Origin of the sequence: Bacillus sp. FSL L8-0528, from assembly GCF_038593085.1 — a bacterium.
GTDB classification, from domain to species: domain Bacteria; phylum Bacillota; class Bacilli; order Bacillales; family Bacillaceae; genus Bacillus; species Bacillus paralicheniformis.
In genome coordinates, this window is sequence record NZ_CP151961.1 from 1,254,066 (window position 1) to 1,276,943 (window position 22,878).

Below are 22,878 nucleotides of genomic sequence, written 5' to 3' on the forward strand. Positions count from 1 at the left end.
TAATATACAACTATAAAATTTTAAGACAATTCAGTCATATTAAGAAAATTCTAAAAAAGTAATATATTAGTTTTTCGTAATATTTAACTTCTGGTCTATGGAAGGGGAATCTGGATGAGCGCATTGCTGGAAGTCAATGATTTAAAAACTTATTTTTTCAGAAAAAAACAGCCGATACCCGCAGTGGACGGCGTCGATTTTTCAATTAAAAAAGGAGAAACCGTGGCGCTGGTCGGTGAATCGGGATCCGGTAAAAGCATCACGTCTCTGTCAATCATGGGACTCGTCGAGGGCTCGGGCGGAAAGATCATGAACGGTTCCATCAAGCTCGAAGGACGGGATCTCGTTACATACAAAGAACAAGATTTATGCAAGATCCGCGGAAATGAAATCTCGATGATTTTTCAGGAGCCGATGACCTCGCTCAATCCGGTTTTGACGATCGGCGAACAAATCACAGAGGTGCTGATCTATCATAAAAAGCTATCGAAAAAAGAAGCCGCCAAAAAAGCGGTAGAATTATTAAAGCTTGTCGGCTTTTCGAGGGCAGGCGAGCTGATGAAGGAATATCCGCACCGCCTGTCGGGCGGCATGAGGCAGAGGGTGATGATCGCCATTGCCTTAAGCTGCAATCCGAAGCTGCTCATCGCGGATGAACCGACAACAGCGCTTGACGTCACCATTCAAGCCCAAGTGCTGGAACTGATGAAAGACCTATGCGACAAATTCGATACCTCCATACTTCTCATTACCCACGATCTCGGCGTTGTGTCCGAAATTGCGGACCGCGTGATCGTCATGTATTGCGGACAAGTTGTTGAAAATGCCACAGTAGACGAACTATTCGACGAACCCCTGCATCCCTATACAAAAGGACTGTTAAACTCCATCCCTGTTATTGAAGGCTCCATTGAAAAATTAACAGCCATTAAAGGAAATGTGCCGACGCCTGACAATCTTCCGGCCGGCTGCCGGTTTGCTCCGAGGTGTCCGAGCGCGGTCGACAAATGCTGGGGAGCGCAGCCGGGCTTGAAGACGCGTCCGGACGGCCGATCTGTCAGATGTTTTTTATATGAGGAGGGAGAATAAGGGATGACTTCATCAGCTGAACGATTACAGCCCGGACAGGAAATGAGCCCGCAAGAATCCCTTCTGGAGCTGAAAGATGTCAAAAAGTACTTTCCGATCCGCTCAGGGATATTTCAGAAAAAAATCGGCGACGTCAAAGCGGTGGACGGCATCAGCTTTTCGCTTAAACGCGGCGAAACGCTCGGCATTGTCGGTGAATCGGGCTGCGGAAAGTCGACCGCCGGACGGACGATGATCCGCCTTTATAAACCGACGGCAGGGCAGATCTTTTACAAAGGCCGCGACATTTCAAGTTTGTCGGAAGAAGCGTTGAGAAAGAGCGTCCGCAAAAACATCCAGATGGTTTTCCAAGATCCGTTTGCCTCACTGAACCCGAGAAAAACGCTACGTTCCATCATCAAAGAACCCTTCAACACGCATCATATGTACAATTTCAAAGAGCGCAACGAAAAAGCCGAAGAGCTTTTAGCTAAGGTGGGGCTGCACCCGTCGTTTGCGAACCGCTACCCCCACGAATTTTCCGGAGGGCAGCGCCAGCGGATCGGAATCGCGCGGGCGCTGGCTTTAAATCCGGAGCTTATTATCGCCGATGAACCGGTATCCGCATTGGACGTGTCGATCCAGGCTCAAGTGATCAACCTGATGGAAGAGCTTCAGGAAGAATTCAATCTGACATATTTGTTCATTTCCCATGATTTGAGCGTCGTCCGCCATATCAGCGACAGGGTCGGCGTCATGTATCTCGGCAAAATGATGGAGCTGACAGACAAGCATGAGCTGTACGACAACCCGCTACATCCATACACGCAGGCGCTTCTGTCCGCCGTTCCCGTCACTAGGAAGAAAGGCGGGACAAAGCGGGAGCGAATCGTTTTAAAGGGCGAGCTGCCGAGCCCCGCCAACCCTCCGAAAGGCTGTGTCTTTCATACGAGGTGTCCGGCCGCAAAAGCGATTTGCGCGGAAGCCGAACCCGCTTTCAAGGAAGTGAAAACAAACCATTTCGCGGCGTGCCACCTTTACGAATAAAGGGGAAGGGCGTCACATATTAAATCCTTGAGAGGGGGAATGTCTTCTTAAAAAACGGGGGTCAATCGGGTGGAAAGAAGGACAACAGTTTAATAAGGGGGAATTCATAAAATGAGCAAACGCAAAACAGGATTTTCAATTTTAAGCTTGTTGCTGATCTTATCGATCTTTCTAACGGCCTGCAACAGCGGCGAAGTCGGAGGGGACGAAAAAGAAGGCAAATCTGACGGAAAGCCGCAGCAGGGCGGAGATCTGATTGCTGGATCCACAGGTGAACCGACGCTGTTTAATTCACTGTATTCAACTGATACAGCAAGTTCAGATATTGAAAGACTGGTCTACAACACTTTGTTAGACGTTAATGAGAAACTTGAAGTGGAGAACCAGCTTGCTGAGGAAGTAAAAGAATCGGAGGATGGTTTAACATTTGATGTTAAGCTCAAGAAAGGCGTCAAGTTTCATGACGGTGAAGAAATGACAGCTGATGATGTCGTATTTACTTACAGCATTCCGATGAGTGATGACTACGTCGGAGAACGCGGCTCGAACTTTAAAATGATAGAGTCTGTCACGAAAAAAGGTAAATATGAAGTACAGTTTAAATTAAAGAAGCCGGATCCGTATTTTTACAATGTTACACTTGCCAGTTACGGTATTCTGCCTAAGCACATTTTAAAAGATGTACCGATCAGCGAGCTTGGCGAACACGAATTTAATCGAAAGAATCCGGTTGGAACGGGACCGTTTAAATTTAAAGAATGGAAAGAAGGACAATATGTCAAGGTAGAGGCTTTTGATGATTATTATGCCGGACGTCCTCATTTAGATTCGATCACGTATAAAATTATCCCGGATTCAAATGCAGCGCTGTCACAGCTTCAAGCTGGAGATGTCGATTACTTGGTCGTTACGCCAGGACCAGACTATAAAACGACCGAGAAATTTAACAATGTGAAGATGGAAACCGATTTAGGTCTGAATTATACGTATATCGGCTGGAACGAAAGAAATGAGCTGTTTAAAGATAAAAAGGTTCGCCAAGCATTAACACATGCGCTTGACCGCCAGGCGCTCGTTGACCAAGTTCTTGATGGAGATGGGGAAATCGCAAACATCCCGGAAAGCCCGCTTTCATGGAACTATCCGGATAACAAAGATAAGTTTAAAACGTTTGAATACGATCCAGAGAAAGCAAAAAAACTGCTCAAAGAAGCCGGATGGACAGACTCAGATGGTGATGGGATTTTAGATAAGGACGGCAAAAAGTTTTCTTTCGTTATTAAAACGAACCAAGGAAACAAAACACGTGAAGACCTCGCGGTTGTTGTTCAGCAGCAATTAAAAGAAATTGGTATTCAAGCAAAACCGCAGATTGTTGAATGGAGCGCTTTAATTGAACAAATGAACCCGCCGAATTGGGATTTTGATGCGATGATCATGGGCTGGAGCCTTGCTACGTTCCCTGATCAGAGCAACATTTTCCATTCGAAAGAAGCTGAAAAAGGACTAAACTATGTTTGGTATCAAAATAAAAAGCTTGATAAACTTCTGGATGAAGCTAAAACGTTGAAGGACCGTGAAGAATATAAAAAGGCGTATGAAGATATTTACGAAATTCTGGCGGAAGATCAGCCGTATACATTCTTGTATTATACGAATTACCATAGAGCGATGCCAAAAAATATGAAAGGTTACGTATTCCATCCGAAAGAAGATTTCTATAAAGCCGAAGACTGGTGGCTGGATCAAAAATAACGAGAATCCCTTGAGGGAAGTGTAGCTTGCAGCTTCCTTCCCTTCATTCTTAATGACTTTTAAAAAAGGGGATAAAAAATGATTACATATATCATTCGAAGGACGCTCATGTCGATTCCAATATTATTTGGCATTACGATTTTGTCATTTGCGATTATGAAAGCAGCGCCGGGAGATCCAATGGCATTGATGATGGATCCGACCATCAGCGCGGGAGACCGCGAAAAATTCATTGAAAAATACGGGTTGGATGAACCTGAACCCGTTCAATATTTAAAGTGGCTCGGAAATATGGTTCAAGGCGACTTCGGTACTTCAATCGTCAGAAAAGGAACGCCAGTGACCGATTTGATTATGGCGAGACTGCCGAATACGTTATTGTTAATGCTCGTTTCAACCATTTTGGCTCTCCTCATCTCGATCCCGCTTGGAGTGCTTTCAGCTAGGCGGCCATATTCTAAATTGGATTATGGCATCACATTCACATCATTTATCGGTCTTGCCGTCCCAAATTTTTGGCTTGGACTGATTCTAATCATGTTTCTTGCTGTCAATTTAGGATGGTTTCCAACCGGAGGCGTTATGACTCTAAATGCTGATTTTAGTTTATGGGATCGCATTCATCATTTAATTTTGCCTGCATTCGTTCTGGCGACCGCAGATATGGCGGGACTCACCCGCTACACGAGATCGAGCATGCTTGATGTGCTCAGACAAGACTACATGCGGACGGCGAGGGCAAAGGGTTTTAAAGAAAATCGTGTCGTGTACAAGCATGGGCTTCGAAATGGTTTGCTTCCGGTTATTACGATCTTTGGTCTGATGATTCCTTCTTTCATCGGCGGAGCTGTCGTTACTGAACAGATTTTCAGTTGGCCAGGACTTGGCAAGCTGTTTGTCGACTCTGCTTTCCAGAGGGACTATCCTGTCATTATGGCAATGACGGTTATTTCAGCCACGCTTGTTGTCATTGGGAATTTAGTTGCGGATATTCTTTATGCAATGGTCGATCCGCGGATTGAGTATTAATGAAGGAGGGAATTGATTCATGACACAGCCAAATCCATCGACACCTTCGCCGGAGATCACATTGCAGGAAAATGTCGCACCAAAGCCCGAGACAATGACAAAAATCTTTTTTGAAAAGTTTTATAAAAACAAGCTGGCGGTAATTGGAGGAGTTTTATTATCTATTATTATCCTATCAGCGATTTTTGCTCCGGTGATCGCTCCATACCCGCCGGAACAGCAAAACCTGCTGAATAAGCTAAAACCGCCAAGTGGTGAACATCTAATGGGAACAGACAAGTTTGGCCGAGATATTTTCAGCCGTTTACTTTATGGGGCTCGGGTTTCTTTACTTGTAGGCTTTGCCTCTGTACTTGGATCGATTACGATAGGTACGGTGGTCGGCGCAATCGCCGGCTACTTTGGCGGAATAATCGATGCCATTATGATGAGGCTGGTGGATATTGTATTATCCATACCCGACATCTTTCTGTTAATCACACTGGTCACCATCTTCCAGCCGGGCATAGATAAACTGATTTTAATATTCGCCTTGACGAGATGGACGACGACGGCGCGCCTTGTGCGGAGTGAATTTTTGTCCTTGAGGTCGAGGGAGTTCGTCTTGGCGGCGAAAACGATCGGCACAAGAAATTACAAAATCATTTTTTCTCACATCCTTCCGAATGCGATGGGGCCGATTATCGTTGCTGCGACGCTTTCCGTCGGTACCGTAATCCTTGCGGAATCGGCATTAAGCTATCTTGGATTCGGGGTTCAGCCGCCGATGGCAAGCTGGGGCAATATGCTTCAGGATGCACAGAACTTTACGATCATGATCCAGGCGTGGTGGTACCCGCTGTTCCCGGGCCTGATGATTCTGCTCACTGTGCTGTGCTTCAACTTCTTAGGCGACGGACTCCGCGATGCGCTTGATCCGAAGAATATTAAATGATCTGTGCAGTGTATTATAGGGGCAATATTTAAACAAAAGGGAAGGTTATAAATTTAGCTTTCAATGAATCTTCCCTTTCTGTTAATGATGAGTGATGTACCAAAGGTAATCATCATTCGTAAATCTTTGGCTTCTCACTTTGTTCGCAGGTCTTCCAACTCGGAACTGTTAGATGAGGAAATGGGCGCCGTAGCAAAAAAATAAATCGCTTTGTTAAATGAATAGAGGTTTTAACGATGTTAAGCGTATTGAAAAATAAAAACTTTTTATTCTTGATATTGGGGCGTTTGGTAACCAATATTGGGGACAGTATGTATACAGTTGCGGCAATGTGGCTTGTGTTTGATTTATCAAAAAGTACATTTTATTCCGGATTAGCTGGTTTTTTGACGATGTTCCCAACTGTTTTGCAGTTTTTAACAGGTCCGATTGTTGATAAAGTCAGATTAAATAAAGTTTTGGTTTGGAGTCAACTCATCCAAGCTATTTTGGTGCTGATTATTCCGCTTTTTTATTTCATTGGATATTTGAACATTTGGATCATCATGATGATTATGCCTCTTATCGTATTCATTGAGCAATTTACTTATCCTGCGCAATCTGCCGCACTGCCTAAAATAATCAAAAGTCAAGATCTGGTTAAAGCAAACTCACTTATGTCATTTTCATATCAGGGTACAGATATTATATTTACTGGTATTGCAGGTATTGTGATTGCTTCGGCAGGAGCTATAAGCATATACTTAGTTGATTCTTTCACTTTTTTGTTAGCGGCGCTGTTTTTTAAGTGCGTAAAATTAGAACAAAAAAATGAGATAGAACATAAGCCCCGATTCCACTTCAAAAAAGTCATACACAATTATACAACGGATATAAAAGAGGGATTTACACTCATTCGTCATTCCCTCATTCCAAAAATCCTCTTGGGCTCGATGATTTCTAACTTCATGCTTAGTGCGACGATTGTGATTTTGCCAAGCTTCTCTTCGATTAGAGGAGGAGAAGAATACTATGGATATTATTTGGCTTCCATGTCATGCGGTTTACTGTTAGGTTCAATATTAGCAACAGTGTTTGGTCGATTCGCGATAGGATCACTTACGATATACGGATTTTTCATTTCAGGGGTTTTATGGAGTATTTCGGCGGTCGCCACCTCTTCATACATATCGATTATTTTATTTGGTTTGTCTCAAATATCCATCGGCGTGACAAACGTCATTTTCATGTCCATTTTGCAAAGCATACTGCCGGAAGAGTTTATAGGGAGAGTTTTTTCTTTTATCGCAAGTTTGACAAGCATAGCAGCTCCTTTTGGATCTTTGCTGGGAGGGTTTACCGCGTCATTGATCGGCAGCGATAAGGTTTTCTTTATAGGAGGAATTGCAATGCTGTTTGTATCTGTTTATTGGGTGTTTCAGTCTTCTTTAAGATCAATTCCTTCATCAGAAAAAATAAACGCTAAAGAATACAGCTTTTTTACAAACGTGTTGAATAAATAATGTGTGAATTGCTTCATTCAGTCATCATGATTTTGCCCATTGTCTGGACTCCGCGATGCGCTTGATCCGAAGAATGTGAAATAAAAAGCTGAGGGATTGCCGCCCTTGGCTTTTTTTGATGGCGATTGCCATAATCTCATCCGCTTGGAATAAATTCCTTCCCCCTTGCCTATACTGTGGACAACAGTTTTTATTAAAAGTGAGGGGTTAGAAATGTTGTTTCTTCATGATGTGTGGGTGAATTGGTTTGAGGGAGAAGAAAATGGCTACAACGTCTGCCACTTTCATGAATGGCGGAAGGAAGACAGTGTTGAATTGCTTGACCAGGTGCCTTTGTTAAGGGTGTCGTCTGTTTTGTTTCACTACATAGAAAATGATTTGTCAGAACTTCCGGCCGAATTATTGAACGAGGTTCATCAAAAAGCGTATATTCGCAAAAATCATGAGCGGACACAGCTTGATCATTGTTTCGTCGTAACGGACGGCATTGGTATTCTCGCGGTCGATACGGCCGGTTACACAATACCGGTAAGAAAAAGCCGCCTCATCCCGAGACAGGAGCAGCTCGTTTATGAAATGGTGAAGGACGTTGAAGCGGAAACTTACGAGTTTGCACCAGAGAAGCTGCAATCTTCCAAAGAATACCACATTTTATCTTTATCACCGGAGCATGTCAGAGGATTAACGAGAAAAGAACGCCAGCTCAAACAGCTGCTGTTCATGGCGCTCGATCAGCTCAAAGGGCTCCAAAACCGGGCCGAGATCGCCTATTGGTACACCGAATGGAATCCGTATATGTATGAACAGATCAAGCGCATGACATTTGAAGAAATTTGGGACATGCTTTTCAATGAGACAATCGACGGATGGTCAGACAAACACAGGGACTTTTGTGAAAATTTGATTAAAGGACAGCCGTTTTTTGAAAAGCTTTGGGAAATTGAGAATGAGTCTAAAGTCAACTAAATTAAGAATCAAGACTGCCGGAAGTGCGGCGGTCTTTTTATTTGCAAAAGCAAAAATTCTATATTGAAAAATAAAAAATATGAGCTGTCTTTCTGACAAAGCGGTCAATGAAGGACTGGAGACATGTGTTTTGAATCATTTATTATAGAAATATCGTGATCCGGAGGCAAGTGAATGCGGAGCTGCGGCTGTTCTCTATGAAAAACACCTTCCGATTATCGTACAATCAGAAGGTGTTTTTGGATCAGCGTCTTTTTCGGCCGAGCCCCATCGCGTTTTCCATTTTTTTCAGCATCTTGTTTGCTGTTTGATTTGCGCGTTCGGCGCCTTCGTCCAAAATCCGGTCCAGTTCTTCAGATTCGATCAATTCGTGGTAACGGTCTTGAATCGGCTTCAGCGCGCCGATGACGACTTCAGCAAGGTCTGATTTAAATATGCCGTAGCCTTTGCCTTCGTATTTTGCTTCAAGCTCTTCGATTGAGACTTGTCCGAGAATCGAATAGATCGTTAGAAGGTTGGATACACCGGGTTTGTTTTCTTTATCATATTTGACGATTCCGTCGGAATCCGTGACAGCGCTTTTGATTTTTTTCTCAAGCTGTTTTGGTTCGTCGAGCAGGGTGATGAACGCTTTTTGGTTCGGATCGGATTTGCTCATTTTTTTGAGCGGATCGGCAAGCGACATAATGCGGGCGCCGACCTTCGGTATTTTAACCTCCGGAACCGTGAAAATGTCATTATATTTCTTATTGAAACGCTCCGCCAAGTTCCGGGTTAATTCAAGATGCTGCTTCTGATCTTCTCCGACAGGGACGACGTCTGTTCCGTAAAGCAGAATGTCCGCCGCCATTAATGGAGGATATGTCAAAAGCCCGGAGACGACGGCTTCTTTTCCGGCTGATTTATCTTTGTACTGCGTCATCCGCTCAAGCTCGCCGATGTAGGAGACACACTGAAGCATCCATCCCGCCTGGGCGTGTGCAGGCACTTCCGATTGGATAAACAGCGTCGCTTTTTTCGGATCGAGGCCGATCGCCAAATACAGTGCGGCAAGGTTCCGGATGTTCTTTCTCAGCGCGAACCGGTCCTGCGGGACTGTGATCGCGTGCTGATCGACGATGCAGAAGTAACAGTTGTAGTCATCCTGCAAGTCGACAAACTGCTTCATCGCTCCGATATAGTTGCCGAGGGTGACAGAGCCGCTCGGCTGGATACCGGAAAAAATCGTTTTTTTCATGTGAATCCCTCTTTCCATTTCAAAATAAAAAGGCCCATTCTTCCCTTAAAAGAAAAGGGACGAATGAACCGTGGTACCACCCTGATTATTTCATTATGGTCAAAATGAAATCGCTCTAGACGTTTGTAACGGAGTCTTCTCCGGCTGAGCCTACTTAAACCGTGTTCGGTCAGCTGCTCCGAAGCCCATTCCACATTCGCCATTATCCGCTCCCAGCACCGCGGACTCTCTTTAAATGGGGAGAAATGTGTACTCTTCTTCTTCATCGCATGTTATTCATAATTTTATTATATATAAATTTTAAATGAAAGTCGACAGCGTCGGGGAAAAGAAAACGAATACCGGGCTGAATAAAGTTGGCGCGGCATCGTGCGGTTCGATATAAAGAATGGTTAATGTTATACGTGTAAAACGTTTTAACCTGTAAAACATAAACTTTCCTTTTAATGTGGTTACGCTTTAAAACAGAGAAGTGTATTTGTACATTTGGCAGAAAACCTGACAATCATAAATAGTTTGAATAAAAAAATAATTGAAAATTAATATTGCAATAAATTATTCTATTAATTATAATGAATTTGTTCACCTCGGTGTTACAGGTTTCTTACATAACAAATATTCAGAAAAGACGAAACAGAGGAAAAAGTATGGCAAGTGGGCCTATTACTTTTTTATGATAAATCTGAATGTTCAGGAGTAAGGAACTAAAAAAACAAGAAATTGGGGGGGTTTCTCTTTGAAGAAGCGTTTGTCATTTATCAGTTTAATGCTCATTTTCACACTCGTCCTCAGCGCCTGCGGCTTCGGCTCAAGCTCCGGTGACGGCGGTAAAAAAGACAGCAAAGGGAAAGACACATTAAATGTCAACATTAAAACAGAACCGTTTTCACTACATCCGGGACTCGCAAACGATTCGGTGTCTGCAAACGTGCTTCGTCAGACTTTTGAAGGATTGACGACAATCGGTAAAGATGGAAAGCCGGTTGAAGCGGCAGCCGAAAAAATCGAAGTCAGCGACGACCAAAAAACATACACATTCACGCTCCGCGACGCGAAATGGTCAAATGGAGATCCTGTGACAGCAGAGGATTTTGAATACGCATGGAAATGGGCGCTCGACCCTAAAAACGAATCGCAATATGCGTATCAGCTTTACTACTTAAAAGGCGGGGAAGCAGCGAACACCGGCAAAGGGAAAATTGAAGATGTCGGCGTTAAAGCTGTTAATGATAAGACTTTAAAAGTCGAGCTTGAAAAACCGACACCGTATTTTACTGAACTGACAGCATTCTACACATATATGCCAGTCAATAAAAAGGTAGCAGAGAAGAATGCGAAATGGTACACAAACGCAGACGAAAACTACGTATCTAACGGACCTTTCAAAATGGCGAAATGGAAGCACGGCGGAAACATCGTACTGGAGAAAAACGACCAGTACTGGGATAAAGACGCTGTTAAGCTGAAGAAAATCAATATGGCGATGGTCAACGATCCGAACACGGGTCTGAACATGTACAAAAAAGGCGAGCTTGACTTTGTAGGACAGCCGCTTGACCAGATTTCAACGGATGCGATTCCAAGCCTGAAAAAAGAAGGCCTGAACATTGATCCGTTCGCATCGGTTTACCTGTACAAATTCAACACTGAAGCGGCTCCGCTGAACAATGTCAACATCCGTAAGGCGCTGACATACGCGATCAACCGCGAAGCGATCGTCAAAAACATCACGCAAGCGGAACAGCTGCCTGCGATGGGATTAGTGCCGCCGGCAGTCCACGGCTTTGAGTCAAATAAAGACTATTTCAAAGACCATGATGTCGATAAGGCGAAAGAATACTTGGAAAAAGGCTTGAAAGAGCTCGGTTTGAAAAAAGCATCAGACCTTCCAAAGATCACGCTTTCCTTCAACACGGATGAAGCGCACCAAAAAGTCGCTCAAGCCGTTCAGGAAATGTGGAACAAGGAACTGGGCGTAGATGTCGAATTAGGCAATGAAGAATGGAATGTATACATCGATAAGCTCCATGCCGGAAACTATCAAATCGGCCGTTTAGGCTGGACCGCCGACTTTAACGACGGGATGAACTTCCTTGAAACATACCGCGACAAAGAAGGCGGAAACAATGATACGAACTGGGAAAACGCAAAGTATAAAGAGCTGCTGAATAAAGCATCGAGAGAAACTGATTCAGCGAAACGCATCGAGCTGATGAAAGAAGCAGAAAGCATCATCATGGATGAGCTGCCGGTCGCACCGATCTACTTCTACACAATGCCGTATCTTCATGATGAAAGCTTAAAAGACTTTGTTCTGACTGGTACTGGTGAGATCTATTTCAAAACCGCGCATTTTGAATAAAATTGCATGAAAGTATATGGGGCTTAGACTTTCCCCCCATATACTTTTATTTATGAAAAGAAGTTAATAGACTGAATATTCGGAGGTGTGTAAAATTGATTAAATTTTTAGGCCGTCGTCTTGTTTATATGTTAATTTCTCTCTGGGTTATCGTCACAGCTACTTTCTTCCTGATGAGAGCGATACCGGGCGGACCCTTTTCAGGCGAGAGGAAACTTCCCCCTGCAATTGAAGCCAGTCTCAATTCCTACTATGGTTTAGACCAGCCTCTTTTTAAACAATATCTCGATTATTTAGTATCGGTAGCAAAGTGGGATTTCGGGCCGTCATTTAAATATAAGGGACAAACTGTGAACGACTTGATCAGCTCAGGTTTTCCGATTTCTTTTACACTCGGATTGGAAGCGATCTGCCTCGCCTTGGCATTTGGAGTTTTGTTCGGTGTGATCGCCGCGCTGAAGCGAAACAAGTGGCAGGACTACACAGCGATGATCATTGCGGTTGTCGGGATCTCTGTGCCGAACTTCATCATGGCCGCACTTCTCCAATACGTGCTGGCAATGAAGCTGGGCGTGTTCCCTGTCGCACAATGGGAGTCATGGGGACACACTGTCCTTCCTGCAATCGCTGTTTCCTCGATGCCGATGGCGTTTATCGCCCGTTTGACGCGTTCGAGCATGCTTGAAGTGCTGAGCAGCGACTATATCCGCACGGCGCGTGCAAAAGGTTTGAGCACATCGGCCGTTACGTTTAAGCATGCGATACGAAATGCCATCATGCCGGTTGTTACATATATGGGGCCAATGGCGGCGTCCATTTTGACAGGAACGTTTGTCGTCGAAAAAGTATTCGGTATACCGGGACTCGGCATGCACTTTGTCACCAGCATTACGAACCGAGACTATACGGTGATCATGGGTGTTACCGTCTTCTTCGGGGCAATTCTTTTGCTTTGCGTCTTGATTGTCGATCTTTTATACGGCTTAATTGATCCGCGCATTAAACTGTTTGGCGCTAAGAAAGGGGAGTAATAGGATGCAGCAAATACCAAAAGACATGTTTGAACCTGCAGCTGTTGACCATAGCGAAGCCGAAAAGATCTCAAAGAAAAACCTTTCTTTTTGGACAGACGTATTCTTGAGATTTAAAGAAAATAAGCTGGCGCTGTTTGGACTGGTGGTTCTGATCCTGATCGCTCTGATGGCTATCTTTGCGCCGGTATTCTCAAGCTTTCAATATGAAGAAACTGATTTAACGAATGCGAACCAGCCGCCGAGCGGTGAGCACTGGTTTGGAACAGATGACCTTGGAAGGGACGTATTCGTCCGTACATGGGTCGGCGCACGAATCTCGCTGACAATCGGACTGGCTGCCGCGCTGATCGACGTTTTGATCGGTGTGATATGGGGTGCGGTTTCCGGCATCAGAGGCGGACGTACAGATGAAATTATGATGAGAATTGCAGATATTTTATGGGCGATTCCTTCCTTATTAATGACGATCCTGCTGCTCGTAGTGATGGGAAAAGGCTTGATCACGATGATCGTGGCGATGGTTATTACGGGATGGATCAACATGGCGAGAATCGTCCGTGGACAAGTACTCCAGCTTAAAAATCAGGAGTTTGTGCTCGCCTCAAGAACTTTGGGAGCGAAAAACTCGCGCATCATCAGAAAGCACTTGCTGCCCAACATCATGAGCCCGATCTTGGTCACCATGACATTAACCGTGCCTACGGCTATTTTCTATGAAGCGTTTTTAAGCTACCTCGGCCTCGGGGTTCCGCAGCCGCTTGCAAGCTGGGGAACGATGGCTACAGACGGTGTGCAGGGATTGGAGTATTATCCGTGGCGCCTGTTCTTCCCGGCTACTTTTATCTGTCTGACCATGTTTGCATTCAACGTTATCGGCGACGGACTGCGCGACGCTTTAGATCCGAAGCTGCGTAAATAAAGGAGTGAGAAAGATGAAACACTTACTTGAAGTGAAAGATTTAGCCATTTCTTTTAAAACATACGCCGGAGAAGTACAGGCGATCCGCGGCGTCAACTTTCATGTTGACAAAGGAGAGACGCTTGCGATCGTCGGAGAATCAGGATCAGGTAAAAGCGTCACTTCGCAGGCGATTATGAAACTGATTCCGATGCCGCCGGGCTATTTCAAAAACGGACAAATTTTATTTGACGGACAAGACCTGGTTCCGAAAACGGAAAAAGAAATGCAGTCAATCAGGGGAAAAGAGATCGGCATGATCTTTCAGGATCCGATGACTTCTTTGAACCCGACGATGAAAGTCGGCCGTCAAATCACAGAAGTGCTGTTTAAGCATGAAAAGATCTCAAAAGAAGAGGCCAATAAGCGGGCAGTAGAGCTTCTCAGCCTGGTTGGAATTCCGATGCCTGAACGCCGCGTCAACCAGTATCCGCACGAATTCAGCGGCGGGATGCGGCAGCGCGTCGTCATCGCGATGGCGCTTGCGGCCAATCCAAAGCTTTTAATCGCGGACGAACCGACGACGGCTCTTGATGTGACGATTCAGGCGCAGATTTTAGAGCTGATGAAAGAACTGCAGAAAAAGATCGAGACATCCATCATTTTTATTACGCACGATCTCGGTGTTGTCGCGAATGTCGCAGACAGAGTCGCCGTCATGTACGCGGGACAAATTGTGGAGATCGGTACGGTCGACGAGATTTTCTACAATCCGAAGCATCCGTATACATGGGGGCTGTTGGCATCAATGCCGAGCCTTGACAACGACGGTGATGAAGAATTAATGGCGATACCGGGATCTCCGCCTGATTTGACCAATCCGCCGAAGGGCGATGCCTTTGCATTAAGAAGCCCGTACGCAATGAAAATCGATTTTGAACAAGAACCGCCGATGTTTAAAATATCTGATACACATTACGTGAAGTCATGGCTTTTGCACCCGGACGCTCCAAAAGTCGAGCCGCCGGCGGCTGTCAAAAGCAAGATGAAGGAGTTTAAAAATCAGTATGAAAAACCGGTTCAAGTGAAAGAAGGTGAATGATGTGGCAGAAAAACTGCTCGAAATCAAGAATTTAAAACAGCACTTTTCAACACCGAAAGGGATTGTGAAAGCTGTTGACGGAATCTCTTTTGACATTTACAAAGGAGAAACGCTCGGTCTTGTCGGTGAATCCGGCTGCGGAAAGTCGACGACCGGCCGTTCGATTATTCGTTTGTATCAAGCGACTTCCGGAGAAGTCTTGTTTAAGGGAAAGAATGTCCACGACAAAAAATCTGCCAAGGACCTTCTCGAATTCAACCGGAAGATGCAGATGATTTTTCAGGACCCGTATGCTTCCTTGAACCCGCGGATGACGGTTGCCGACATCATCGCAGAAGGAATTGACATCCACGGTTTGGCCAAAACGAAAAAAGAGCGGCTTGAGCGCGTTCATGAACTCCTCAAACTCGTCGGCTTAAATAAAGAGCACGCGAACCGCTATCCGCACGAATTTTCCGGCGGACAGCGCCAGCGGATCGGAATCGCAAGGGCGCTTGCGGTCGAGCCGGAATTCATCATTGCCGATGAACCGATCTCCGCTCTGGACGTGTCCATTCAAGCGCAAGTCGTCAATTTAATGAAGGATTTGCAAAAGGAAAGAGGGCTTACATACCTTTTCATCGCTCACGATCTGTCGATGGTCAAATATATCAGCGACAGGATCGGCGTCATGTATTTCGGGAAGCTTGTTGAATTGGCGCCGGCAGATGAACTGTATGAAAATCCGCTTCATCCGTATACACAATCATTGCTTTCCGCCATTCCGCTGCCTGATCCGGATTATGAGCGCACGCGCGTGCGGAAGACGTATGATCCAAGCGTCCATCAGCTGAAAGGCGACGAACAGATGGAGCTCCGCGAAGTAAAGCCCGGCCATTTCGTCATGTGCACAGAGGAAGAATTTAAAGTCTATCAATCCAAATAAAAAAAGCAGGAAGACAGCCGTCACAAGGCTGTCTTTTTTTAATGCCGAACAACCGCCGGCAATTTTTTGAGAAAAAATTTGAAACCTTCGCGGTAGACAACCGTCTTAGTATATGTAGGTAACATGCTCAGCTTCACTGAAGCTCCTTTCTAAAAAAGATTTTGTTTAAACTAAAAAGAAAGCGGGTATATCTAAAGTGTGAAATTAGAACATCCATAAGGAGCAAATCAATGAACTGGTATGAGAAGCTTAGCGAGTATTTCCCAATAGAAGAAATGAAATCAAAAGAGCACATGGAAGCATTGTTAAAGGAACAAAACGATATTTACCATAAAGAAGAAGGCCGTCATCATGTGTTGATGTACGCCGAATTCGACTCTTTTATTTTCATCGACTATTTATTCGTTTCTAAAGACGCGCGAGGACAGGGACTGGGTTCCAAGCTGATTGAAAAGCTGAAAAAGAAAAACAAACCGATCCTCCTCGAAGTCGAGCCCGTGGATGAAGATGATGCTGATACGGCGAAGCGTCTTAAATTTTATCAAAAAGAAAACTTTAAACACGCTGAGTCGATTGGTTACCGCCGCCGGTCACTCGCAACCGGCAAAGTGAACAAAATGGAGATTTTGTATTGGTCTCCAAAATCAAACACGGAGAAAGAAGTGTTTGACGCGATGAAAGAAACGTACGAAAAAATCCATACATACAAAGATGAGAAGTGGTATGGAGAATCTTATGAAGATGTGGATGACGTCCTTAAGATTGTTGACGATCATAAACAAAAGAACATTTTCGATGAATTGAGCTAAATGAGAATAACAGATGGCATAAAAAAGCAAAAGTCGCTGGATTGTCAAAAAATTTCTGTTACAGACTGTTCACACTTACTTTTTTATAGTATAATACTCAATAAAGATTACTTTTTTAGATTTATTTCAATTTAAGAATACGCTAATTTCATTCTACTTTTTAAGGAGTGAAGCAATATGGTTACATTATATACATCCCCAAGCTGCACGTCTTGCAGAAAGGCGCGCGCATGGTTAGAAGAACACGATATTCCGTATACGGAAAGAAATATTTTTTCAGAGCCTTTATCAATTGATGAAATAAAAGAGATTTTACGAATGACGGAGGATGGAACAGACGAAATTATTTCAACCCGTTCCAAAGTGTTCCAAAAACTGAACGTCAACCTTGAAACAATGCCGCTTCAAGAGCTGTACCAGCTCATCAATGAACATCCGGGGCTTTTGCGCCGTCCGATCATCATTGACGAAAAGCGCCTGCAGGTTGGATACAACGAAGACGAAATCCGCCGCTTCCTGCCGCGCAAAGTGCGCACATTCCAGCTTCGTGAAGCGCAGCGTCTCGCAAACTAAAAGAAGGCTGAATTTTTCAGCCTTCTTTTTTTAATGCTTTTCACTCGTCTGTTCATAATAAATACTGGCTAAAATCACAAAAATCACCGTCAGGACGGGCAGCAGCATTTCGAGGGTGCTGTGCTGCGCCATAAAGGAAGACAACTCCCGCTCCCTGACGATCATTTCGCCGCCGGTATAAGCGAGCAGTCCGCTTCCCGCGTATATGAAGAGCGGAAACTTTGCAAGGGCCGCTTGAATCAGCCTGCTGCCCCAAATAATGACCGGGACGGAGACCATCAGGCCGACAACGACTAGCATCAGGCGTCCGTGCGAAGCTCCAGCGACCGCAATCACATTATCAAGCGACATGAACAAATCGGCAATCACGATGATGCGGATCGCCTTAAATAAAGATGTCCCGCCTTTGACATGCTGGGCATCTTTTTTCTCAATCAAAAGCTGATATCCTAAGTACAACAGGAAGATTCCTCCGATAAATTGCAGATAAGGAACCGCGAGCAGGTACACTGCTGCCATTGTTAGCGCGATTCTCATCATGATGGCGATCAATGTGCCGATGATGATCGCTTTTTGCCTTTGCCGGGGAGGCAAATGACGGCTTGCCATTGCAATCACAACAGCGTTGTCGCCGCCAAGTATGAGATCGATTCCGATGATCACAAGGAACGACATCAGTATATCGTGTTCCATCAACTGGCACCTCGCTTTGCCTTTGCATCGGGACTTGCCTAAAAAGGCGCCCGCATCTACAGCTGCTGCTTGTACAACTAATATATGAAGCAGGCCGGAAAATATGTTAGCTTGACCTTGGAGGCGTTTTTATTTCTTTTCCGCCTTTTTTATCATAAAATAGAAAATAAAGATTGATCATGGATAAGGTTAAGAAGTGGACGTAATGGGTAAAGTGTAGTAAAGTACAATTAATTGGGAGCTTAGTTATCCCTTCAACATCTTACAAAGAAGGGAAGGTTGGCAAATGGAAATCGAAAGAATAAACGAACACACGGTTAAGTTTTATATTTCCTACGGGGATATCGAAGACCGCGGGTTTGACAGAGAAGAAATTTGGTACAATCGAGAACGCAGTGAAGAGCTTTTTTGGGAAATGATGGACGAAGTGCACGAAGAAGAAGAGTTTGCCGTTGAAGGCCCCCTTTGGATTCAAGTGCAGGCCCTTGATAAGGGATTGGAAATCATTGTGACAAGAGCTCAGCTGTCCAAAGACGGACAAAAGCTGGAACTGCCGATTCCTGAAGATAAAAAACAGCATGTAGCAGAAGAAAGCCTTGATGCTTTGCTTGACGACTTTCAAAAAGAAGAGCAGGCAGAAGAGCAGAAACTGCAGTTTGTTTTAAAGTTTGACGATTTTGAGGATTTAATCTCATTGTCAAAAATGTCTGTCAGCGGCTGCCAAACGACATTGTACTCTCACGAGAACCGCTATTATTTATTCGTGGATTTCAGTGAACTGCCTGATGAAGAGGTGGAAAACCAGCTGAGCATTCTGCTGGAGTATGCCTCAGAATCAAAGACGACGATTCATATGCTGAAAGAGTATGGAACACTGATTGCAGCGGATCATGCTCTTCATACAATAAAAAAGCACTTCGCATAAAAAAGCCGGTTTCTTTTGAAGCCGGCTTTAACCTTCTCCGTTACGGGGAAGGTTTTTTGTGAACTTTATGAACAAAAAGAATATTATGCAGTTAAACTGTGCACGAAAAGTCGAGGAAGCTATGATGAAAGCGATTACAATGAAGGGGGAGCACAACATGACAAAGAGGGGTAGATGTTACGGCTTTACAATTTTACTTGTGTTTGCGCTGATTTTGGGAGGATGCGGCGGAAACACAGCTTCAAATAAAGCCGCGAACGAAAAAGACTTTAAACCTTCGAAAGCAATCGAGGTCGTTGCGCCTGCCGGAGCCGGCGGGGGATGGGATACAACGGCCAGAACGATCTCGAAAATCTTAGGTGAAGAAAAATTGATTGAAAAGATGGCTGTCGTCAACAAACCGGGCGGCGGTGGAGCGTCCGGATGGTCGTATGTCCACCGCAAAAAAGGTGATAACCATACATTGTTTGTTACATCACCGCCGATTTTGTTCGTGCCTTTAAACGGACAATCCCAGTACGGCCACAACGATTTTACGCCAATTGCAAGCGTGATTGCCGATTACGGAGCGTTTGTCGTTCATAAAGATTCGCCTTATCAGTCGATGACAGACCTTGTGGATGCGCTGAAAAAAGATCCGAAAAAAGCCTCTATTGTAGGGACATCTTCTCCGGGAAGCATGGACCATATGCAATTTGTCAGCGCTGTTCAAAAGGCTGGCGTTGATGCGAAAGAGCTGAAATACATTACGGCGCAAGACGGCGCCGGGATGAGCATGCTGCTCGGTAAAAAAGCCGACGTCTACTCGACAGGTGTCGGTGAAGCGGCCGAACAGGCGCGCGCCGGAAAAGTCAGAGTGCTGGCCATCACCGCTCCCGAGCGCATGAAAGGAGATACCGTCAAAGATTTTCCGACCTTAAAAGAGCAGGGAATCGATGATGAATTTACGGTCTGGAGAGGATTTATGGGACCTCCGGGAATGAGCGAGTCCGCCGTAAAATACTATGAGGAAAAAATCAAAGAGATGATGGAAAAAGACAGCTGGAAATCGATTCGGGACAGCTATGGATGGACGGATAACTTTATGGGCCATCAAGAATTCAAAGACTATCTTGACGCTCAATATAAAGAAATGGAAGCGCTCCTTGATGATATCGGATTGGGTGGCAAATAAAATGGTCTCCGCGCGGTTGCCGGTACGGGAAAGCCTTAAAAGCTTTGCCCGGCACAGCCGGCGACCGGCAAGCTGAAATCGAGAAAGGCTGGTGTAAACCATGAGAATCACAAACCGGGCCGTTTCTGTCATCATTTTGGCTGTGGCAGCCATTTACCTGGCGCTCAGCTTTAATTTAGACAGCTATCCGTACGCGGTGATCGATGCGGACGTGCTGCCGAAAAGTTTAGGCATATTGCTTCTCATTTTGGGTATATTTCTGTTTTTTGAAAAAGATCAAAAAGATACAACGGTGAAAAAGCTGTTTCAGCTGAAGAAAAAAGATGTCAAGGTCATGATGCTCTGTGTTGCTTCTCTGTTGATCTACATTTCGATTTTGGAATTCATCGGATTTTTGCTTTCTACGGTATTGCTGCTGGTCGTTTTGCCTGCGGTGTTGGGATATCGGAATTGGAAAACGGCTGCGATCATTTCACTGGTTTTCAGCAGCACAATTTATTTTTCATTCAATTATGTGCTCAACATCATGCTTCCGCAGGGGGTTATGCCTTTTTAATCGAACATAAGGAGGGAAGTGCATGTTAGATAGTATATTATACGGGTTTCAGGTGGCGCTGACTCCGCAGAATATCATGTTCGCTTTTATCGGGGTGCTGATCGGGACAGTTATCGGGATGCTGCCCGGGCTCGGGCCGATTACCGCGATTGCCATTATGATCCCGTTAAGTTATGGAATGGACCCGGCCTCCGCGTTAATTTTGATGGCGGGCGTCTATTACGGAGCGGTCTTTGGCGGTTCGACGTCATCGATTCTGTTAAATGCCCCCGGAGTAGCAGGCACTGTCGCGACATCGTTTGACGGCTATCCGATGGCAAAGCAGGGGAAAGCGGGAAAAGCCCTTGCTATCGCTGCAATCTGCTCTTTCGCAGGCGGAACGATCACCGTAGTTGCGCTGATGCTCGTCGCGCCAGCAATGGCAAACATTGCGGTGACATTTGGACCGACAGAATATTTTGCATTGATGATGCTCGGCCTGGTAGCAATTTCGAGCCTTTCCGAAGGATCGACAGTCAAGGCGCTGATTTCTGCGACATTTGGTTTTATGACAGCTACCATCGGAATTGATCCGCAGACGGGGACCGAACGGTTTACATTCGGTGCGGCAAGCCTTCTGGAAGGCATCGATTTTCTGATCGTGGCTCTCGGTTTGTTTGCACTTGCTGAAGTTGCGTTCTTAATCAAGACGCGGAACAAGCCGATGACGGAGGGAGCGTCTCAGGTCGGCAGCCTGAAGGTGACGAAAGGCGAAATGAAAGAGATTTCGGGACCGATCGCAAGGCATTCGGTCATCGGATTTTTGCTCGGCATCCTGCCCGGTGCAGGGGCGACGATTGCATCATTTATTTCTTATATTACAGAGAAAAGAATCTCAAAACATCCTGAAACGTTTGGCAAGGGAAATATTAAAGGGGTCGCAGCACCTGAGACTTCAAACAATGCGGCAACGAGCGGCGCATTCGTCCCCCTTCTGACACTCGGGATTCCCGGATCAGGGACAACGGCCGTCCTGCTCGGCGCCCTTTTGGTCGTCGGCGTTCAGCCGGGGCCGCTCATGCTGACGGATCATCCCGACGTGTTCTGGGGCGTGATCGCAAGCATGTATATCGGCAATTTATTTCTGCTAATTTTAAATTTGCCGTTAATTCCTTTCTTGTCAAAAATTCTTCTGATTCCGAAGCAGCTTTTGATTTCGCTCATATTTGTTTTCTGCCTGATCGGCGTCTATGCTGTGACATTTAATGTCGTACATCTTTATATTCTGGTGTTCTTCGGCATCCTCGGGTATTTTATGAGAGTGCTGTCTTTTCCGGCGGCTCCGTTTATTTTAGCTTTTATTCTCGGAAGTTTGATGGAAGAATCATTCAGACAAGCGATGACGCTGTCATCAGGAAGCCTGTCCGTGTTTTTTGAAAGTCCCGTCACAATCGGTTTATTGATTACGGCGCTTTTGTCGCTCATCGTGCCGCCGATTTCCCGGGCAATGAAGAACAGAAATAAAAAGTCGATCGATTTGGAAGGCTGAGCTTTTGATGTCCGGAACGCTACGTTTCCGGACTTTCATTTTTCACAGGCTTGTAGCGCCGTTCGGGACGTCCGACGGTTCCATAGAAAAGTTCTGTTTTTACATGCTTTTCCGCAGCTAAAAATTCTAAATAGCGCCTTGCGGTCGTCCGGCTGACACCGATGGTGCGCCCGAGATTTTCGGCGGTGATGCCAGCGCTGTTTTCGCTTTTGTTTAAAACGCCGGCTACTTTTTTCAGCGTCAGGCCGTCGATTCCTTTCGGATAATCGGCTTCAGCGGTTTGTTTTTCTTTCATGATGCTTCGCCTTTTTGCCATCAAGCTGTCAACGTCTGTCTGATCGATTGAAGACATTTCATTTACCTTGAGCCGGTAGGACCGATAGTTTAACAGCGTTTCTTTCAGCCTGGAAAACATAATCGGCTTGATCAAATAATCGACGGCTCCAGCGCGAATCGCCTGCTCGACATATTCAACTTCTTTTGCCGCCGTAATCATCATGACGTCTGTATGCCTGAGCTTTTGTCTGGTCAGCCAGAGAAGCTCCATCCCTGAGCCGTCCGGCAGAAAAATGTCGAGCAGGACAAGGTCGGGCTTCACGTCCGGAAGCAAATCCCTTGCATCTTGGAAATTTTCTGCGATTCCAATGACAGAAAATCCTTCAATTTTGCTGATCAGTTTTTGATGAATGTCAGCGTTCCTGATGTCATCCTCCACGATAAACACTTGTAATGCTTTCATAGGTCAGTCCCCCAGCGTTTCT

The 22,878-nt window shown here is 45.2% G+C and carries 21 protein-coding genes, 1 pseudogene and 1 other annotated feature; of the genes and pseudogenes, 19 read left to right on the forward strand and 3 right to left on the reverse strand.

Going from position 1 to position 22,878, the window contains the following annotated elements; all coding sequences use genetic code 11:
* Window positions 1-114: 114 nt before the first annotated feature.
* The 7 genes from MHI30_RS06285 to MHI30_RS06315 all read left to right on the forward strand — a co-directional run bounded on the left by MHI30_RS06285 (window position 115) and on the right by MHI30_RS06315 (window position 8,301).
* Window positions 115-1,089: an ABC transporter ATP-binding protein gene (locus MHI30_RS06285; RefSeq protein WP_075753440.1), complete on the forward strand. Its 975-nt coding sequence runs from the start codon at window positions 115-117 to the stop codon at window positions 1,087-1,089.
* 42 nt (window positions 1,090-1,131) lie between these two features.
* A complete protein-coding gene (locus tag MHI30_RS06290) occupies window positions 1,132-2,115 on the forward strand; it encodes a dipeptide ABC transporter ATP-binding protein (RefSeq protein WP_178388312.1) in 984 nt (327 codons plus the stop codon).
* Between the two features lie 111 nt (window positions 2,116-2,226).
* Window positions 2,227-3,870: a peptide-binding protein gene (locus MHI30_RS06295; protein WP_075753436.1), complete on the forward strand. Its 1,644-nt coding sequence runs from the start codon at window positions 2,227-2,229 to the stop codon at window positions 3,868-3,870.
* 78 nt (window positions 3,871-3,948) lie between these two features.
* Window positions 3,949-4,899: an ABC transporter permease gene (locus tag MHI30_RS06300; protein ID WP_075753434.1), complete on the forward strand. Its 951-nt coding sequence runs from the start codon at window positions 3,949-3,951 to the stop codon at window positions 4,897-4,899.
* Window positions 4,900-4,918: 19 nt separating this feature from the next.
* Window positions 4,919-5,833, forward strand: a complete 915-nt coding sequence (opp4C, locus tag MHI30_RS06305; RefSeq protein WP_075753432.1) for an oligopeptide ABC transporter permease — start codon at window positions 4,919-4,921, stop codon at window positions 5,831-5,833.
* 236 nt (window positions 5,834-6,069) lie between these two features.
* Window positions 6,070-7,335 carry an MFS transporter gene (locus MHI30_RS06310; RefSeq protein WP_075753430.1) on the forward strand — a complete coding sequence of 422 codons (1,266 nt, stop codon included), beginning with the start codon at window positions 6,070-6,072 and terminating at the stop codon, window positions 7,333-7,335.
* Window positions 7,336-7,548: 213 nt separating this feature from the next.
* On the forward strand, window positions 7,549-8,301 hold the full coding sequence (locus MHI30_RS06315) for a YjbA family protein (protein WP_003180605.1): 753 nt from the start codon (window positions 7,549-7,551) through the stop codon (window positions 8,299-8,301).
* 244 nt (window positions 8,302-8,545) lie between these two features.
* On the opposite strand, the gene trpS is transcribed toward MHI30_RS06315, so the two are convergent.
* Window positions 8,546-9,538: a tryptophan--tRNA ligase gene (gene trpS, locus MHI30_RS06320; protein WP_075753428.1), complete on the reverse strand. Its 993-nt coding sequence runs from the start codon at window positions 9,536-9,538 to the stop codon at window positions 8,546-8,548.
* Window positions 9,539-9,590: 52 nt separating this feature from the next.
* Window positions 9,591-9,813 (reverse strand) — a binding site (T-box leader).
* A 461-nt stretch (window positions 9,814-10,274) separates the two neighbouring features.
* Here trpS and MHI30_RS06325 point away from each other — a divergent pair.
* The 7 genes from MHI30_RS06325 to spxA all read left to right on the forward strand — a co-directional run bounded on the left by MHI30_RS06325 (window position 10,275) and on the right by spxA (window position 17,241).
* Window positions 10,275-11,900: a peptide ABC transporter substrate-binding protein gene (locus MHI30_RS06325; RefSeq protein WP_075753426.1), complete on the forward strand. Its 1,626-nt coding sequence runs from the start codon at window positions 10,275-10,277 to the stop codon at window positions 11,898-11,900.
* Between the two features lie 95 nt (window positions 11,901-11,995).
* Window positions 11,996-12,931 carry an ABC transporter permease gene (locus MHI30_RS06330; protein ID WP_075753424.1) on the forward strand — a complete coding sequence of 312 codons (936 nt, stop codon included), beginning with the start codon at window positions 11,996-11,998 and terminating at the stop codon, window positions 12,929-12,931.
* Window positions 12,932-12,935: 4 nt separating this feature from the next.
* Window positions 12,936-13,853: an ABC transporter permease gene (locus tag MHI30_RS06335; protein WP_075753422.1), complete on the forward strand. Its 918-nt coding sequence runs from the start codon at window positions 12,936-12,938 to the stop codon at window positions 13,851-13,853.
* A gap of 4 nt (window positions 13,854-13,857) precedes the next feature.
* A complete protein-coding gene (locus tag MHI30_RS06340) occupies window positions 13,858-14,934 on the forward strand; it encodes an ABC transporter ATP-binding protein (RefSeq protein WP_162009196.1) in 1,077 nt (358 codons plus the stop codon).
* A 1-nt stretch (window position 14,935) separates the two neighbouring features.
* Window positions 14,936-15,859, forward strand: coding sequence for an ATP-binding cassette domain-containing protein (locus MHI30_RS06345; RefSeq protein WP_075753418.1), 924 nt, complete (start codon window positions 14,936-14,938; stop codon window positions 15,857-15,859).
* A gap of 230 nt (window positions 15,860-16,089) precedes the next feature.
* Window positions 16,090-16,668, forward strand: a complete 579-nt coding sequence (locus MHI30_RS06350; protein WP_075753416.1) for a GNAT family N-acetyltransferase — start codon at window positions 16,090-16,092, stop codon at window positions 16,666-16,668.
* Window positions 16,669-16,845: 177 nt separating this feature from the next.
* A complete protein-coding gene (spxA, locus tag MHI30_RS06355; RefSeq protein WP_003180621.1) occupies window positions 16,846-17,241 on the forward strand; it encodes a transcriptional regulator SpxA in 396 nt (131 codons plus the stop codon).
* Between the two features lie 30 nt (window positions 17,242-17,271).
* Here the strand turns inward: spxA and MHI30_RS06360 are convergent, their stop codons facing one another.
* Window positions 17,272-17,934 (reverse strand): TerC family protein, encoded by a 663-nt coding sequence (locus MHI30_RS06360; RefSeq protein WP_075753414.1) that lies wholly within the window; start codon window positions 17,932-17,934, stop codon window positions 17,272-17,274.
* A gap of 179 nt (window positions 17,935-18,113) precedes the next feature.
* Here MHI30_RS06360 and MHI30_RS06365 point away from each other — a divergent pair.
* The 5 genes and pseudogenes from MHI30_RS06365 (at window position 18,114) to MHI30_RS06385 (ending at window position 22,117) form a co-directional block, all read left to right on the forward strand.
* Window positions 18,114-18,239: pseudogene (locus MHI30_RS06365) on the forward strand (hypothetical protein).
* Window positions 18,221-18,859, forward strand: a complete 639-nt coding sequence (gene mecA / locus MHI30_RS06370) for an adaptor protein MecA (RefSeq protein WP_075753412.1) — start codon at window positions 18,221-18,223, stop codon at window positions 18,857-18,859. The pseudogene MHI30_RS06365 and the gene mecA overlap by 19 nt, the downstream one beginning before the upstream one ends.
* A gap of 157 nt (window positions 18,860-19,016) precedes the next feature.
* Window positions 19,017-20,033: a tripartite tricarboxylate transporter substrate binding protein gene (locus MHI30_RS06375; protein WP_075753480.1), complete on the forward strand. Its 1,017-nt coding sequence runs from the start codon at window positions 19,017-19,019 to the stop codon at window positions 20,031-20,033.
* A gap of 100 nt (window positions 20,034-20,133) precedes the next feature.
* Window positions 20,134-20,589: a tripartite tricarboxylate transporter TctB family protein gene (locus tag MHI30_RS06380; RefSeq protein ID WP_075753410.1), complete on the forward strand. Its 456-nt coding sequence runs from the start codon at window positions 20,134-20,136 to the stop codon at window positions 20,587-20,589.
* A 22-nt stretch (window positions 20,590-20,611) separates the two neighbouring features.
* A complete protein-coding gene (locus tag MHI30_RS06385) occupies window positions 20,612-22,117 on the forward strand; it encodes a tripartite tricarboxylate transporter permease (protein WP_075753408.1) in 1,506 nt (501 codons plus the stop codon).
* Window positions 22,118-22,136: 19 nt separating this feature from the next.
* Here MHI30_RS06385 and MHI30_RS06390 read toward each other — a convergent pair whose 3' ends face one another.
* Window positions 22,137-22,856, reverse strand: coding sequence for a response regulator (locus MHI30_RS06390; protein WP_075753406.1), 720 nt, complete (start codon window positions 22,854-22,856; stop codon window positions 22,137-22,139).
* Window positions 22,857-22,878 lie beyond the last annotated feature (22 nt).

What these genes read in the sequence shown, in the direction of transcription:
- MHI30_RS06285 (WP_075753440.1), top strand. Translation starts at nt 115, where the DNA reads ATGAGCGCATTGCTGGAAGTCAATGATTTAAAAACTTATTTTTTCAGA.
- MHI30_RS06290 (WP_178388312.1), top strand. Translation starts at nt 1,132, where the DNA reads ATGAGCCCGCAAGAATCCCTTCTGGAGCTGAAAGATGTCAAAAAGTAC.
- MHI30_RS06295 (WP_075753436.1), top strand. Translation starts at nt 2,227, where the DNA reads ATGAGCAAACGCAAAACAGGATTTTCAATTTTAAGCTTGTTGCTGATC.
- MHI30_RS06300 (WP_075753434.1), top strand. Translation starts at nt 3,949, where the DNA reads ATGATTACATATATCATTCGAAGGACGCTCATGTCGATTCCAATATTA.
- opp4C (WP_075753432.1), top strand. Translation starts at nt 4,919, where the DNA reads ATGACACAGCCAAATCCATCGACACCTTCGCCGGAGATCACATTGCAG.
- MHI30_RS06310 (WP_075753430.1), top strand. Translation starts at nt 6,070, where the DNA reads ATGTTAAGCGTATTGAAAAATAAAAACTTTTTATTCTTGATATTGGGG.
- MHI30_RS06315 (WP_003180605.1), top strand. Translation starts at nt 7,549, where the DNA reads ATGTTGTTTCTTCATGATGTGTGGGTGAATTGGTTTGAGGGAGAAGAA.
- trpS (WP_075753428.1), bottom strand. Translation starts at nt 9,538, where the DNA reads ATGAAAAAAACGATTTTTTCCGGTATCCAGCCGAGCGGCTCTGTCACC.
- MHI30_RS06335 (WP_075753422.1), top strand. Translation starts at nt 12,936, where the DNA reads ATGCAGCAAATACCAAAAGACATGTTTGAACCTGCAGCTGTTGACCAT.
- MHI30_RS06350 (WP_075753416.1), top strand. Translation starts at nt 16,090, where the DNA reads ATGAACTGGTATGAGAAGCTTAGCGAGTATTTCCCAATAGAAGAAATG.
- spxA (WP_003180621.1), top strand. Translation starts at nt 16,846, where the DNA reads ATGGTTACATTATATACATCCCCAAGCTGCACGTCTTGCAGAAAGGCG.
- MHI30_RS06360 (WP_075753414.1), bottom strand. Translation starts at nt 17,934, where the DNA reads ATGGAACACGATATACTGATGTCGTTCCTTGTGATCATCGGAATCGAT.
- mecA (WP_075753412.1), top strand. Translation starts at nt 18,221, where the DNA reads ATGGAAATCGAAAGAATAAACGAACACACGGTTAAGTTTTATATTTCC.
- MHI30_RS06375 (WP_075753480.1), top strand. Translation starts at nt 19,017, where the DNA reads ATGACAAAGAGGGGTAGATGTTACGGCTTTACAATTTTACTTGTGTTT.
- MHI30_RS06380 (WP_075753410.1), top strand. Translation starts at nt 20,134, where the DNA reads ATGAGAATCACAAACCGGGCCGTTTCTGTCATCATTTTGGCTGTGGCA.
- MHI30_RS06385 (WP_075753408.1), top strand. Translation starts at nt 20,612, where the DNA reads ATGTTAGATAGTATATTATACGGGTTTCAGGTGGCGCTGACTCCGCAG.
- MHI30_RS06390 (WP_075753406.1), bottom strand. Translation starts at nt 22,856, where the DNA reads ATGAAAGCATTACAAGTGTTTATCGTGGAGGATGACATCAGGAACGCT.